Annotated in this window: 13 protein-coding genes; 5 read left to right on the top strand and 8 right to left on the bottom strand. The window is 68.4% G+C overall.

Annotated features, from left to right (window positions below):
• Window positions 1-261 precede the first annotated feature (261 nt).
• The 5 genes from RQP53_RS24235 (at window position 262) to RQP53_RS24215 (ending at window position 6309) form a co-directional block, all read left to right on the top strand.
• Complete coding sequence (locus RQP53_RS24235; RefSeq protein WP_315653313.1) at window positions 262-906, top strand: glutathione S-transferase family protein; 645 nt, start codon at window positions 262-264, stop codon at window positions 904-906.
• Window positions 907-1086: 180 nt separating this feature from the next.
• Window positions 1087-1701 (top strand): response regulator, encoded by a 615-nt coding sequence (locus RQP53_RS24230; RefSeq protein WP_315653312.1) that lies wholly within the window; start codon window positions 1087-1089, stop codon window positions 1699-1701.
• 108 nt (window positions 1702-1809) lie between these two features.
• A complete protein-coding gene (locus RQP53_RS24225; RefSeq protein WP_315653311.1) occupies window positions 1810-4230 on the top strand; it encodes a penicillin acylase family protein in 2421 nt (806 codons plus the stop codon).
• Window positions 4231-4660: 430 nt separating this feature from the next.
• Complete coding sequence (locus tag RQP53_RS24220) at window positions 4661-5470, top strand: hypothetical protein (RefSeq protein ID WP_315653310.1); 810 nt, start codon at window positions 4661-4663, stop codon at window positions 5468-5470.
• Window positions 5471-5559: 89 nt separating this feature from the next.
• Entirely contained in the window at window positions 5560-6309 is a 750-nt protein-coding gene (locus RQP53_RS24215) for a transporter substrate-binding domain-containing protein (protein WP_315653309.1), read from the top strand.
• Window positions 6310-6338: 29 nt separating this feature from the next.
• Here RQP53_RS24215 and RQP53_RS24210 read toward each other — a convergent pair whose 3' ends face one another.
• The 8 genes from RQP53_RS24210 to RQP53_RS24175 form a co-directional block, all read right to left on the bottom strand.
• Entirely contained in the window at window positions 6339-7463 is a 1125-nt protein-coding gene (locus RQP53_RS24210) for a methyltransferase (protein ID WP_315653308.1), read from the bottom strand.
• Window positions 7460-8092, bottom strand: a complete 633-nt coding sequence (locus tag RQP53_RS24205) for a TetR/AcrR family transcriptional regulator (RefSeq protein WP_315653307.1) — start codon at window positions 8090-8092, stop codon at window positions 7460-7462. Before RQP53_RS24205 ends, RQP53_RS24210 begins: the two co-directional genes overlap by 4 nt.
• A 44-nt stretch (window positions 8093-8136) precedes the next feature.
• Window positions 8137-8592 carry an SRPBCC domain-containing protein gene (locus tag RQP53_RS24200; protein WP_315653306.1) on the bottom strand — a complete coding sequence of 152 codons (456 nt, stop codon included), beginning with the start codon at window positions 8590-8592 and terminating at the stop codon, window positions 8137-8139.
• A gap of 17 nt (window positions 8593-8609) precedes the next feature.
• Window positions 8610-9140, bottom strand: a complete 531-nt coding sequence (locus RQP53_RS24195) for a RidA family protein (RefSeq protein ID WP_315653305.1) — start codon at window positions 9138-9140, stop codon at window positions 8610-8612.
• Window positions 9141-9157: 17 nt separating this feature from the next.
• Window positions 9158-9628 (bottom strand): c-type cytochrome, encoded by a 471-nt coding sequence (locus RQP53_RS24190; protein ID WP_315653304.1) that lies wholly within the window; start codon window positions 9626-9628, stop codon window positions 9158-9160.
• A gap of 35 nt (window positions 9629-9663) precedes the next feature.
• Window positions 9664-11256: a flavin monoamine oxidase family protein gene (locus RQP53_RS24185; RefSeq protein ID WP_315653303.1), complete on the bottom strand. Its 1593-nt coding sequence runs from the start codon at window positions 11254-11256 to the stop codon at window positions 9664-9666.
• Window positions 11257-11335: 79 nt separating this feature from the next.
• Complete coding sequence (locus RQP53_RS24180; protein WP_315653302.1) at window positions 11336-12079, bottom strand: tetratricopeptide repeat protein; 744 nt, start codon at window positions 12077-12079, stop codon at window positions 11336-11338.
• The gene (locus RQP53_RS24175; RefSeq protein WP_434064146.1) at window positions 12079-14136 is read right to left on the bottom strand and encodes a bifunctional 2',3'-cyclic-nucleotide 2'-phosphodiesterase/3'-nucleotidase; all 2058 of its coding nucleotides are present in this window, start codon (window positions 14134-14136) and stop codon (window positions 12079-12081) included. The genes RQP53_RS24180 and RQP53_RS24175 overlap by 1 nt, the downstream gene beginning before the upstream one ends.
• Window positions 14137-14278: the final 142 nt, after the last annotated feature.

The raw sequence follows: 14278 nt of genomic DNA, 5'->3' as shown, positions 1-14278 counted from the left end.
AGCCGAGCAGCGCAACGCCCGTGGGGGCCCCTTTTCTCTCAACCCGCAGGGCAAGCACCAGCCAAGCCCTGCCGGTGTTGCGAGCCTTGCGCAGGCCACCAGCCTGAGCTGCGGCTCGCGCCTAGGCAGGCCATGGTTGGTGCTTGCCACGGCCCGCGCCGACTTATGCAGACCTTCCCTAACCATGGTGATGAAGGGGCGCTTTTGAGAGACGCCACTCATGGCCAGACGGCGGACACCAGCTGCAGGGAGGCGCAGTCCATGTACACGCTTTACGGTAGTAAGGGCTCAGGGTCGGCCGCCATCGAGGCGGCGCTTGAATTGGCAGGGCAGCGCTACCGCCTGGTGCAGGCGGCCAGCTGGGAACCCGGGCCGGGGCTGGAGGAATTGGCCCTGCTCAATCCGCTCAAGCAGATCCCGACGCTGCAACTGCCTGACGGCACGGTGATGAGCGAGAGCGCGGCCATCCTGATTCATCTGGGACTGCAACACCCGGGTGCCGGTCTGTTGCCAGATGCGCCGGCCGATCTGGCGCAGGCGCTGCGTGGGCTGGTCTATATCGCCGCCAATTGCTATGCGGCCATCGGCCTGATCGATTATCCGGAACGCTGGTGCGAGCCGGCCGGCCCCTTGCAGAACGAGGCCCTGCGGCTCGGTGCCCGGCTGCGCCTGCATGCTGCCTGGGCCTTGTTTGCCGACCAGTTCTATGCGCCGACGCGGGGCCAGGCCTTTCTCCATGGCGATGCACCGGCGGCCTTGGACCTGCTGGCCACGGTGGTGTCCAAGTGGTCGGGCAGCCGGCCCTATCTGCAGCAGCAGCGGCCGGAATTTCATGCGTTGCTGCTGCGGGTGGAACGCCATCCGCGGCTGGCCGCGCTGTTTGCGCGTCATTGGCCGCCGGCCTGAGCGTCATCAGCGGCTTCGGCGGCGCGCAGTTGTAGCCAGCTGTAAGCGCCGCCCTTTCGTGGGGGGACTGCGCGCAATTCCGCACACGGTCGGTGTCAGGTCGGTGATAGATTGCAGGCTTACCGACCTGTCCCGCAGGCGCTGGACGGCCCCACAGGCTGCCACTGCGAGGAGAACATCATGCCCTTTGACCTGCCCGAACTGCTGCGCCCCTATCTGCTGCCTCTGCTGATCGCCGTGCCTCTGGCCATTCTGGTGATCCTGATCAGCATCCGTCGTGGCGACGAATACCACCGCAGCGAATTCCTGCCCTCGCGCTTCGAGCCCACCCAGCTGCCGCCCGCCGCCGCCGGCATGATCGTGCAGCGCGTGCCGGCGATGCCGGTGCCGGTGCAGCCCAAGGCGCCGCTGCCGGTGATGGTGGTCGATGATTCGGCGGTGGTGCGCGCCAAGCTGGGCAAGCTGCTGCAAAGCGCCGGCTACCAGGTCGTGGTGGCCCGCGATGGCGTCGAGGCGCTGGACCTGCTGGGCCAGCAGCATGTGGCGCTGCTGATCACGGATCTGGAAATGCCCAACAAGGATGGCTTCGAGCTGATTGCCGATGTGCAGGGCAGCCTGGACACCGAGGATCTGCCCATCATTGCCATCACAGGCCACGAGGAACTGCAGGGCCGCGTGCACCAGGTGCAAGGCATTTACGGCATCTTCAAGAAGCCTTGGAACGACCGCGATCTGCTCAAGCGTGTCGAGGCCCTGGTGTCGCTGCGCCGCCCGGCGCCGGCCCAAGCGGCCTGATCGTTCTGGCGTGGCCGGGCGCTGCGCGGCGACGCTCGGCGGGGCGATGCCCGTAGCTGCGGTGAATCCCGCGCCCCATGGCACCGCTGGCTGTGCTGCAATCGGCCCATGAACAAAGCAGTCAAAACCCTGGCCCTCGGCGTCGCGGCGGCCCTGGTGCTTGGTGGCGCAGCGGCCACCTGGCATGTGCGATCCAAGCTGCCCGAGCGCAGCGGCGCGCTGGCGCTGAGCGGCCTCTCGGCGCCGGTGCAGGTGCGTTGGGACGAGGTCGGCGTGCCCCATCTGCAGGCGCAGCACGAACGTGATCTCTATCGAGCACTCGGCTACCTGCACGCACAGGACCGGCTGTTCCAGATGGAGATGGTGCGCCGGCTGGCCCGTGGCGAGCTGGCCGAGGTGCTGGGCCCCAAGCTGCTCGACACCGACCGCTTGTTCCGCACCCTGGGCCTGCGCGAGCATGCGACGGCCTATGTGAAGCGCCAGACCCAGGGCATCGTGCCGCCCGGACCGGCCTGGGAAGCGCTGCAGGCCTATCTGGACGGCGTCAACGAGTACCAGGCGACGCGACCGGCGCCGCTGGAGTTCGACATCCTCGGCATCAAGAAACGGCCCTTCACGACCGAGGACACCATGGCCGTGGCCGGCTATATGGCCTACAGCTTTGCCGCCGCCTTTCGCACCGAGCCGGCGCTGACCTATGTCCGCGACCAGCTCGGCCCCGAGTACCTGAAGATCTTCGATCTGCAGAACCGCCCCGGCGGCGCGGTGCGGCGTGCCGGCGAGAGCGACGCAGCGCCGAGCGTGGGCCTGCAGAGCCGCGACTGGCAGCATCTGGCCCAGCTGGCGCAGATCAGCCAGCAGGCGCTGGAGCAGGCCGGCCTGCCGCTGTACGAAGGCAGCAATGCCTGGGCGATCAGCGGCGGGCGCAGCCAGAGTGGCAAGCCGCTGCTGTCGGGCGACCCGCATATCGCCTTCTCGGCGCCGGCGGTGTGGTGGGAGGCCCATCTGAAGGCGCCGGGCTTCGAGCTCTACGGCCACCACCAGGTGCTCAATCCGATGGCGTTGCTGGGCCATAACCATCAGGCCGGCTGGAGCCTGACGATGTTCCAGAACGACGATATCGATCTGATCGCCGAGCAGACCGATGCGGCCCATCCCGATCAGGTCTTTGTCCAGGGCCAGTGGCAGCCGCTGCAGACGCGTGAGGAAACCATCAAGGTCAAGGGCGCGGCCGATGTTGTGCTCAAGCTGCGCCGCTCGCCGCACGGCCCCATCATCAACGACGCGATTCCCGGCGCCCGCTACGACAAGCCGATTGCCATGTGGTGGGCCTTTCTGGAAACCGAGAACCCGGCGCTGGACGCCTTCTACCGCCTGGCCCGGGCCGACACCCTGGCCAAGGCCCGCGAGGCGGCCAGCATGATCCATGCGCCGGGGCTGAACATCGTCTGGGCCAATGCCGGTGGTGATATCGGCTGGTGGGCCGCCGCACGGCTGCCGCAGCGCCCGGCCGGCGTGAACCCCAGCTTCATCCTCGATGGCAGCAAGCCCGAGTCCGACAAGCTGGGCTTCCTGCCCTTCAGCGCCAACCCGCAGGAGGAGAACCCGGCGCGCGGCTACATCATGTCGGCCAATCACCAGCCGGCCGGCGATGTGCCGGGCTATTACAACCTCTGGGACCGCGCCCAGCGCCTGGACGAAGCGCTGCGCCAGGACGGCAAGCGCTGGAATATGGCGGCCTCGCAGCAGCTGCAGCTCGATGTGCAGACCGGCTATGGCCCGCGCATGTTGAAACCGCTGCTGCCGCTGCTGCGCCAGGCTGCGCAGGGCGAGGAGGACCAGGCGCTGGTGGCCGAGCTGGCACAGTGGCAGGGCCGCCACCAGCTCGACGACCGCGCGCCGGTGCTCTTCCATCAGCTGGTCTATGAGCTGGTGCGCGAGGCGCTGGGCGACAAGATGGACGCCAAGCTGTTCGAGAGCCTGACACGCACCCGCGCGCTGGACCAGGCGCTGCCCCATCTGTTTGCCGACGCCAACTCGCCCTGGTGGGACAAGCGCGCCACGCCGCAGCGCGAAACCGAGGCCGATATCGTCAAGCTGGCCTGGACGGCCGCGCTCAAGCATCTGCGCGCCACGCTGGGCCAGGACGCCGGCCGCTGGCGCTGGGGCGATGCCCACACGCTGACGCACAAGCACCCGCTGGGCCAGCAGAAACCGCTGGATCAGATCTTCAACATCGGCCCGCTGCCGGCACCTGGCGCCAATGAGGTGCCTAACAATCTGGCGCAGCGCATCGGGCCGGCGCCCTGGGAGGTGGTCTACGGGCCCTCGACCCGGCGCACCATTGACTTCGCCGCCCCCGGCCAGGCCCAGGGCAGCAACCCGGTCGGCCAGAGCGGCGTCTGGGGCGATGCGCATTACAAGGATCAAGCCCGCGCCCATGTCGAGGGGCGCTTCCGCGGCCAATGGCTTGACGAGGCCGATGTGGCCGCGCATACCCGCAGCACGCTGCTGCTGAACCCGCGCTAGCCGTTTTCATTTGGCTCTAGGGCCTGTTAACACTACGTCTGCCTGTGCGAGAGGGGCTCCAAGGGCCCCAATCTAGGCGGACGACGACGCCCAGGCTGGCCGCCTGGGCTAGGAGTTCAACATCGAGTGGGGCCCTTGGAGCCCCTCTCCCGGAGGGTTGCCACACAAATCGCCGTGCACGTCGTTGCAAAGCCTCGCCGGGGGAATGGCCCCGGCTTCGCTCATTGAAAGCTTGGGCGCCTCGTTCACGGCGATTGGTGTGGCAACGCATCAGGCAGACGTAGTGTTAACAGGCCCTAGTGAATCAACCAGAACAAACCACAGAGTCACTGAGACACAGAGGGAATCACAGAGGACACGAAGCGCTGCGGCGTTTTCCTCTGTGTCTCAGTGGCTCTGTGGTGGATTCCGTATTGTTTTCGAGGTTTTCATGAACTCATTGCGTCTTGCCGCTTTGTCCCTGTCTGTGCTGCTGCTTGGTTTCGGAGCTCGACCCGTACCGGCGGCGCCGCTGCCCACGCCGACCGAGCTGGCCGCGACGCTGAAGGAGGAGCAGGTCACCGTCGTCGAGCCGCATCTGAGCAAGGCCGGCAAGCCGGTGCGGCGCAGCTACCGTGGCTACCCGGCGCGGGCGCTGCTGGATCAGCTGCTGGGCAAGGGCTGGCTGTCGGCCGATACCGAGATCGAGTTCCGCGCGCTGGACGGCTATGTCTCGCGGGTGCCAACGCAGCGCTTCGCCCGCTACAAGGCATGGCTGGTGTTTGCCCGCGCCGATGGCGGCCCCTTTGAGGTCGACAACCTGGCCCAGCAGGAAAAGGCGGTGCCGCTGGGGCCCTTCTATCTGGTCTGGGACAACGTCGGTCATCCCGAGCTGATCAAGGAAGGCGGCAGCGTCTGGCCCTACCAGGTCGCGCAGCTGCGCCTGACGCCGTCCAGCCGCACCGCCTTGCTGCCGCCAGGCCTGGTGGGCGATTTCAAGGCCCAGGCCGCGCTGGCCCAGCAGTACTGCCTGAGCTGCCACCAGATCAATGGCTATGGCGGCGACAAGATGCCGCTGAACCTGGCCGAGCGGGCCCGGCTGCTGGACGCGCCGAGCTGGCGCCAGTGGTTGATCAGCCCGCAATCGCTGCGCCCCGGCACGGCAATGCCGGCCTTGCCCGACAGCCTGCCGCTGGCCGAGCGTGAGCGCATCACCCGTCAGCTGCATGAGTACCTGCGTGCCCTGCCGCTGAAACCTTGAGCCTTCCCGCGACTAAGATGCTGTCTTGCCAGGCGCAGCGGTAGCGCTTGAGCTTGTTAGTTGTAGCCAGGTATAGCCAAGTGTTCGCGATGTTTTTTCCGCTGTGCGGCTTGCGCTGCTTGCTCGCCTTGATGCTGGCGTGGTCGACGGCTGCCGCCGCTCAGGAGCTCAAGGTCGCGATGATCCAGCTCGACCCCTGGACGATCAAGAACCCCGACGCCAACAGCCCGGTGCAGTATGTCGGCATCGTGCCCGATCTGCTCGACGAGCTGGAGCGGCGCAGCAGCTTCAAGACCCGCCGCACGCTGACGCCCTATGCCCGCGTCGAGCTGGATCTGGAAAACGGCATGGTCGATTTCGCCATCATGGCCTGGGGCGAGATCCGCGCCCGCTATGCCGACAAGGGCGTCACCCTGGTGCAGCTGGAATTTGGCGTGCGCGCCCGCAAGGGCGTGCCGATCAAGCGCTACGAAGACCTGCGCGAGATCATCACCAGCGCCACCCGCGGGCTGCGCATAGACCCGCGCTTTGACGTCGACGAGACGGTGCGCAAGGACTACGTGCTGGACTACAGCACTGGCATCCGCAAGACGGTGGCCGGCCATGATTCGCAGGCGGTGGCCGGCTCGCTGTCGACCATCAATGCCATCATCCGCAAGAACCGGCTGGAAGAGCAGTTTGGCGATACGCTCCTGCTGCGCACCGTGCCCTTGACGGCCGCCTTCTCCAAGCGTGGCGTTGGCTATGCGCAGGCCAATGCCGTTGGCGCAGTGTTCAAGGCCATGGTCGAGGACGGCACGGCCCAGCGCATCTACGACAGCTGGATGAACCGCCCCTGAGCCCGGCCGCCCGCAAGCACTGCCTGGCCTCAAGCCTGCGGCCGCAACACCAGCATCTGCGCAAACGAGGCCAGCTGTACCGTTTGCTGCCACTGCATGCCGGCACGTGCCAGCAGCGAGCGCCATTGGCTGGGCGTGCGAATGCGTCCGCGGGTGCCCATCAGCATCTGCATATCGAAGCTGCAGGCACTGATGTCGCCGCCCTGCTCGGGCATCAGCAATTCCATCAGCACCACGGTGGCGCCGCTGCTGCCCACGGCATGGGCCAGGCGGCGCAGCAAGGCCTCGGCGCCGCCGTCGTCCAGGCCATGCAGCACGGCACTGAGCAGATAGACATCGCCGGCGTCTCGCGCGCCAGGCAAGGGGCCGCTGAGCAGGTCGCCGGGCTCGAACTGCAGACGCTCGCGGCAGCTGGAGCCGGGCTGGGCGGCCCACCAGTCGCGCGCCTGCTGCACGACGACCGGGCGGTCGATCACCAGCGCCTGCAGCTGCGGATGGCGGCGCAGAATCGCCGCTGATTTGGCGCCGCGGCTGCCACCGACATCGATCAGCCGGCGAAACCTCGACCAGTCGAAGGCGGTGGCAAAGCTGTCGCCGCTGAGCGCCTCGACCTCGTCCATCGCGCGCGCGAACAGCGCCGCCATCTCGGGCTTGGCGTCCATATGGCTGTAGAGCGACTGGCCATGGCAGCGCTCGAAGGGCACGCTGCCGTCACGCAGGCTGGCGCTGAGCGATTCGTACCAGGGGCGGCTCATGGCCGGCGAGTTGTGCATCAGCACCATGCTGCGCACGCTGCCGGGCCGATCGCGGCGCAGCGGCTGCGACAGCCGGTTGTTGCGCACCTGGCCCGGCGCCACCAGCTCGAAAATGCCGATCGCGGCGAGGAAACGCAGCAGGCGCTGCAGGCCGTCGGCTTGCGCGCCGGCGCGCTCGGCCAGGGTGTCGATGGCAAGCGTCTGCTCGCCCAGCAGGGTGGCGATATCCAGCTCGGCCGCGGCATGCAGGGCCCGCGATTGCCAGAAGGCCGAGCCGATCTGGATCAGCCGGAACGGCGGCGGGGCCAGCCGATTGGGCAGGCGCTGCAGGCGATTGGCCAGTGCCGCGGCCCAGCCAAAGGCCCACGCCTGCAGGCTCTGTTTCTGCAAGCTGCTCATGCCGCCTCCTGCCGCAGCGCGGCCAGGCCGGCGCTGATCAGCTGGCCGTTGAATTGCGCCAGCGTGTCGAGGAAGCTCGCGTCCATCTCGCGCTCCATCTGTTCCTCGAACACCTCCTTGAGCAGCAGCGGCGTCATCGCCAGGCTGACGAAACTCATGCGCAGCACGTCGGGATCAAGCGTGGCGGCGGCCTGCCCCTCGGCCTTCAGCTGTTCGACGCGCTGGGCGCCACGGCTGCGGCCGCGCTCCAGCAACTGCTGGATGAAACGCCGCCCCGGGCCGGCGCGCAGCGCCAGCACCTTGATGATCAGCCGCGGGAACTCCGGCGCGCCCAGCATGGTGCGGTAGTACAGGCGCAGGTAGTCGGCAAAGCCGGCCGGCGTGGCGAGCATCTCGCTGTCCAGCACGTCGAGCAGGGGCTGCAGGGTGCTGCGCAGCATTTCTTCGTACAGCCCCTCCTTGCTGCCGAAGTAATAGCGGATCATCGATTGATTGGCGCCCGCCAGATCAGCGATCCGGCGGGTGCTGACGGCGTGGTAGTCGTCGGCAAGAAAGCAGGTCTTGGCGGCCTGCAGCAGGCGGTCCCGGATCGAGGCCGGGCCTGCATCGGCGGTGGTGGCGGTGTTCATGCGGCCATATTGCCGCCGCGGCCGGCGCGAGGCCAGCGAAACCGTCAATCAGTTTGCAGGCCTTGATTGAGGCCGCGCGCCAGCTCGGCGCCCAGCCGGTCGAGGTTCTGCTCATTGGCCGGCACGACGATGTGGCGCACCTGCTCGGCCACGGCCGCGTCGGCAAAGGCCTGTTCCCAGTCGAGCCGGCAGTGGCCCGGGTCGTCGGGCAAGGCCGTCAGCCGCACCGTGAGCCGAAACATCGGGGCCACGACATGGTCGATGACGATCAGCTCGTTCGTGATCAGCTCGGCAAAGCGGCTCTCGTTCGGGTACTCGTGCCCATCCGGCCCGATCATCACGAACCGCCAGCGCCCGCCGGGGACAAATTCACAGTGCTCGAAGCGATTGCTGAAGCCGGCCGGGCCCCACCAACGGGCCAGCCGTTCGGGCGCGGCGAAGGCGGCGTAGACCTGGCTCGCTGAAAACGCGAACTCGCGCGCGGTGTGGAAGCTGCTCATGCAAGACGCTCCATGGGTCAGCGCACCGCGGTGACTTCGATCTCGACCAGCCAGCCCGGCGCCACCAGGCCGGCCACCTGCATCACCGAGCGGGCCGGCAGATTGGGCTGGGTGGCGCCGCCGAACTGCTCGCGGTAGGCGGCCATGAAGCCGTCGAAATCCATCTTGCCGCCCAGCGCCGGGTCGCCGACCAGAAAGACCTGCATCTTGACCACATCGCCCATGCCGAGGCCCAGGCCTTTCAGCGAGCGTTCGATGGCGGCGAGCACGCCGCGGGTCTGGGTGCGGGTATCGCCATAGGCGGCCAGGCTGCCGCGCTCGGCCTTGTCGTCAACGACGGGCGGCACCGCGCCGCTCAGGAACACCAGCGTGCGCCCGGCGGGCACCTCGACGGCGCTGGCGATCGGGAAGGTCGAACCGGCCGGTCGGTGGCGAATGACATCAGCGGGCTTGCCGGCGGCGGCAGCTGGCGTGGCGCCTGGGGTTTGCGCCAACGCGCTGCTGAGCGAAGTGAGCAGCAGGGCGCAGCTGAACAGTGTCTTGATCATGGTGGTGATTTTCAGCGTTAGTGGGCGACCGCCGAGGCGGCCGGGGTGCTCGGGGAGCTGGACTGCGGCGCCGGGCGCAATGCCTGGACGTCGGCAGGGTTGATGGCCGGTTCGCCGGTGGGCAGGCTGGCGAAACGCTGGCGCACATGGCTGGCCACGGCGGCAATCTGTTCATTGCTGAGCTGGCTGCCGAAGCCGGGCATGGCGCGGTTGCCGTTCACGATCATGTGCAGCAGATAGGGCGCGCTGGCCAGCTTGGCATTGCCCTGCAGCGCCGGATAGGCGGCTGCGCCACGGGCACCGCGGCCATCGGGCATGTGGCAGGCGGCGCAAAGCGCGCCGTAGATGGCCGCGCCGCTGCGCTGCTCGAAGCGCCAGCCGGAGGAGAACTGCGGCTCGCTGACGGCCGGCGCGTCGGCGGCGCTGGCGCGGCCAGCGGCCAGGGCCAGCAGCAGGGCGGCGAGAAGGCGTGAGGCGGGTGTGCTCATCGGTTTCATCCGGCTTCGTCCGGCGTCATTAGGCGTCATTTGGCGGTTTGGCTGCTGGCCGCCGCGTGCAGTTGCGTGACCGCGTGACGGGCCGAGAGCACGGCGCCCTCCTGCCAGGCCGGCAGCAGCGAGGCGTGTTCGCCGGCCAGGATCAGCCGGCCATCCATCTTCAGCAGCGTCGGGTAATGGCGTTCTCGGTTGGCTTGCGACCAGAACGCAAAGCAGCCCAGCGTGGTTGGCGAGCGGTGCCAGCCGACGGCCATGCCGGTCTCGAACTCGGCGGGGTATTGCGGGTGGATCTGGGCGCCAAAGCGCAGCGCCGCCTGGATGCGCTTGGCCGGCGGCAGTGCGGTGAATTCCAGCGCCTGGGTGCCAAAGGCATAGGCGCCCAGCAGCACGCCCTTCTTGCCGTGAAAGTCGTGGCTCGGGTAGGCAATCAGCCGGTTAGGCATGTCGGTGCTTGTGATGCCGCCGTAGATGCCTTCGTCCTCTTCCCAGAAGCGGCGCTTGAACTGCAGGCCCACCTTGAGGGCCGAGAAATAGGGCGCGGCGTCGATGGCCTCGCGAAGCGCGGGGCTGATGCGCATCTCGGTTTGCGAGAGCACCGACAGCGGCAGCGTGCAGACGCACCAGTCGGCGCTGGCCGTGTGCTGGCGGCCGGGCTGGCCGAGGTCTTCATAAGCGACGCTGACGCCGCGCTCGTCCTGGCTGATCGCGCTGACGCGCGCACCGTAGCGGATGCGCGGCCCCACGGCGCGGGCCAGCGCCTGGGCAATCATGTCCATGCCACCGACCGGCTGGAACAGCGGGCTCTGGTACTCGAAGTCGGGCAGTTGCTCCAGCTGATGCAACAGGCCGGAGCCGAGCAGCTCGGTCAGGGGGCGAGGGCTGTCCAGCGGTGGCTTGCTGCTGACGCCGCGACCGGCAAAGGGCTCGAAGCCACGCCGCTCGGCGACAGCATCGCTGGCGCGGTAGCGGTACTCGCGGTCCAGCGCGCCCTGGTGGCGCAGCGTCTCGAGCAGCCGGGCCTGGTCTTCGTTGCTGAGCTGGGCATCGAGCTGGTGCTGCTGCAGGACCTTGGCGAGCAGCTCATCGACCTCGCCGCTGAAATCGGCCTGCAGCTCGCGGCGCCGTTGCGGCTTGCCGCCAAAGGCGCGCCGACTGTGCAGATAGGCGTTGTCATTGATCTGCACAAAGGGCTGCAGCGCCACGCCCAGCTGGCGGCAGTAGGACAGCACGCCGTGATGGTTGAAGGGGATGCGCCAGGGGCCGGGGTTGAAGTACTGGCCACGGTCAAACTGGCACAGCTGGCTGGCGCCGCCCAGCTCGGTGTAGCGGTCGCCGCCACGCAGCGTCCAGCAGCGGCCGCCGGGGCGCTGGTTGTACTCGAGCAACTGGACCTGGTAGCCGGCGCGCTGCAGTTCCAGCGCCGAGACCAGGCCGGCCACACCGGCGCCCAGCACCAGCACGCGCCGGCCTCGCGTGGGGGCGGGGCCGAGCTTGAAATCAGCGCTGGCCGGCGAGGCCTGGGCCAGGCCCAGGCTGTTGAGCGCCGCCAGCACGGCCGCGCTGCCGCCGTGGCGGCCCAGGCGCTGCAACCAGCGCCGTCGTGTCATCGGGGTAGTCATGGCGGCAGACCATAGCAAGCCTGTCTGCGCGTAACCAGAGGGCGAATATGGGGTGACTTTTGGCCGCCTCAGTCTGAACTCACATTTGCCAGCGGTTGCGCCGTTCCTCGCTGGCCTCCTTCAGCAGCTCGCGGGCCTGCTGCGGGTCACGGGCCAGGCCCAGCTCGCCGTTCTCCAGCGCCAGGGCCAGACCCTGCAGCGCGGGCGGGTAGTGGTGGTCGGCGGCGCGTTCCAGCCAGAGCCTGGCGGCCGTGGGGTCAACAGGCGTGCCCTCGCCCTGGGCATAGGCATTGGCCAGCAGAAACATCGCCGGCGCGCTGCCGGCGGCGCTGGCCTCTTGCAGCCAGTGCAGCGCCAGGCTCAGGTCTTGCGGGCCGGCATCGCCGTTGCGGGCCATCCGCGCCAATGCCAAAGCGGCCTCGGCGTGGTGCAGCTCAGCAGCGCGCGCCAGCCAGGGGCGCGCGGCGGCGGCATCGGGCCTGAGGCCGTGCTGGCCGAGGCGCTGGGCCTCGCCATAGCGCCAGGCGGCTTGGGCGTCGCCACCGCGCCCCGCCGCCTGCAGGGCCGCCAGCCCCTCGGCCTCACGCCCGGGCCGCTGCAACAGCGCCAGGGCCAGCTCGCGCTGCGCCACCGCGCTGCCCTGCTCGGCCCAGTGCGAGAGCCGCGCCAGTGCCTCGGGGGCGGCGGTCTGCTGGGCGCGCAGGCCCAGCGACTCGATCGCCGCACTCGCCGGGGCCGCATCGGGCACGCAGCCCTGCAGCAGCCACAGCGCCGGCCCGAGCAGGGCCAGCGCGGCCAGGGTCTGCCAGCGCGCGTCCAGCATCACTTGCTCAGGTCGATGCTGTAACGGCCGTAGCCGGCGGCGTCGATGCCGAGTTCGGCGGCCACCTGCGGCAGGCCCAGGCTCTGCGCGATGGCCAGCTTGCCCGCCGTGCTGCGCAGGATCACCGGACCGGCGGTGTTGAGCTTGACGAAGCTCCAGGCCCGCGCGGCGCCGTTGCTGGCGCGTTGCAGCTTGGGCTGACGCTTCAGGTACTCGGCCACCACAGTCTGGTTGGCGTCGGGCGACTTGATGATGGTCTTGCTGCCATCGATGCCCGGCACGCTGCCGCCGCCGCCGGCGCGATAGTCGTTGGTGGCGACGATGAAGTCGGCATCGTCAGCCAGCGGCTGGCCCTTGTAGAGCACGTTGACGACCCGTGAGCCGGCCGGCTTGCTGACGTCGATCTGGTAGGTCAGCGCGTTGTCCTCGGCATAGAACACGTCGAAGTTGAAGATCGTCGCGTAGCTGGGCACCAGGTCCTGCTCGGCGGTCTTGCTGGGGTCGATCTGGCCGAACTGCTTGGCGGCGGCTTCCAGCCAGGCGCGCAAGTCCTTGCCCTTGATCTTCACGGCCTGGATATTGTTGTTGCCGTAGAGGTAGAGATCGCCGGGGTTGCGCACCTGCAGCGCGACCGGCGCGGCGGCGCTGGCGCCGGGGGCGACATCGGTGAAGTCGGTCGGGCCGTTGCGGCCGGCCTTGAAGGGCGCACTGCAGGAGATCACCGGGATGTTTTGGTAGGACTTCAGCGTGGCGTCGGTCGTCGTGGCCAGGAAGTTCTTTACATAGGCGATCTGGGCCTGGTTGACGATCTGGATCGCGCTGACATCACCGACCAGCGAGAAGTAGGCCGACATCTGGAAGTCCGTTGTCGTGCCCAGCGGCTGCTTGGCGTAGGCGACGGCGGCCTGGTGTTCGGCATCGATCAGCGGGGCGACGCTGGGCTCGGCGTCAACGATGGTCTTGCCGTCGCTGTACTTGAAGCCGCGGGCCTCGACCTGGGTCTTGTCCTTGTTCACCACCCACTTGCCGCCCTGGTAGACCAGGCTCAGCTTGATGATGCCCAGGCGGCGGCCCCAGCTTTGCGGCATCACCGTCGGCACGCCGTTGACGAAGCCCTTGTCGGCATCGACGCCGGGCAGGCCCTTCAGCGAGCCGTCCAGCGCCGGGGCGCCGGCTTCGCGGGCGGCCGGGAAGATCAGGTGCGAGTGGCCGGCCACCAGGGCGTCAATGCCGGGCACCTTGCTCAGGTGGTAGCTGCCGTTTTCCATCTTCGGGCTGTAGGCCGAGGCGTCCAGGCCGCCGTGCGACAAGGCGACGACCAGATCGGCACCCTTGCTGCGCATCTCGGGCACGAACTGGGTGGCGGTTTCGACCACGCCGTTGACATAGACCTTGTCGGCCAGGTTCTTGGCGTCCCAGTCCATGATCTGCGGCGGCACCACGCTCATCACGCCGATGTTCAGCGGCACGCTGAGCGCCTCGCCATTCGGGCCCTTGGCCGCAAAGGTCTTGTTGATCAGGGTGTAGGGCTTGAGCAGCGGCGCCTTGCTGCTGGCGCTGTAGACATTGCTGATGACGACCGGGAACTTGGGCGCGCCGCAATCCGGGGCGGGCTTGCTGACGCCGGCCACGCCCAGATCGGCGTTCAGCGTTTGCGACAGGAAGGGCAGGCCGTAGTTGAACTCGTGATTGCCGAGGCCGGCGGCGTCGTAGCCGAGGCTGTTCATGGCCTTGTAGATGGCCAGGGTGCTGGCGCAGGCAATCGTTTGCGCCTGAGCTTGATAATCGCCCAGCAGCGTGCCCTGCGTGGCATCGCCGTCGTCCAGCAGCACGTTGTTGGGGCTCTCGGCGCGGGCGCTCTTGATCAGCGCCGCGGTGCGCTCCAGGCCCAGCGAGGTGTCGGCGGCCAGCGCGTAGTAGTTGTAGCTCAACACGTTCTGGTGCAGATCGGTGGTGGCCAGCACGGCCACTTCCATCGTGCTGCCCTCGGGGATGGCGGGCTTGTCGCCATTGCTTCCACAGCCGGCCAGGAAGGCGGCCGGTGCGGCAGCCAGCATGGCGGCCAGGGCCAGCGGATGGCGCTGGAGCAGGGTGGTGGATTTCTTGTCTTGCACGAGGCACTCCCGGTGATGCTTGAAAGCGCCGCACCATAGGGGGTGGCCGTGACCGGGGCGTGACAGCGGCTGCCGCTGCCCGCCT

Origin of the sequence: Roseateles aquae (assembly GCF_032337115.1) — a bacterium.
In the GTDB taxonomy this organism is placed as follows: Bacteria; Pseudomonadota; Gammaproteobacteria; order Burkholderiales; family Burkholderiaceae_C; genus Roseateles_C; species Roseateles_C aquae.
The sequence above is the reverse complement of the archived record's forward strand: the minus strand, read 5'-3'. Positions and strand labels throughout refer to the sequence as shown.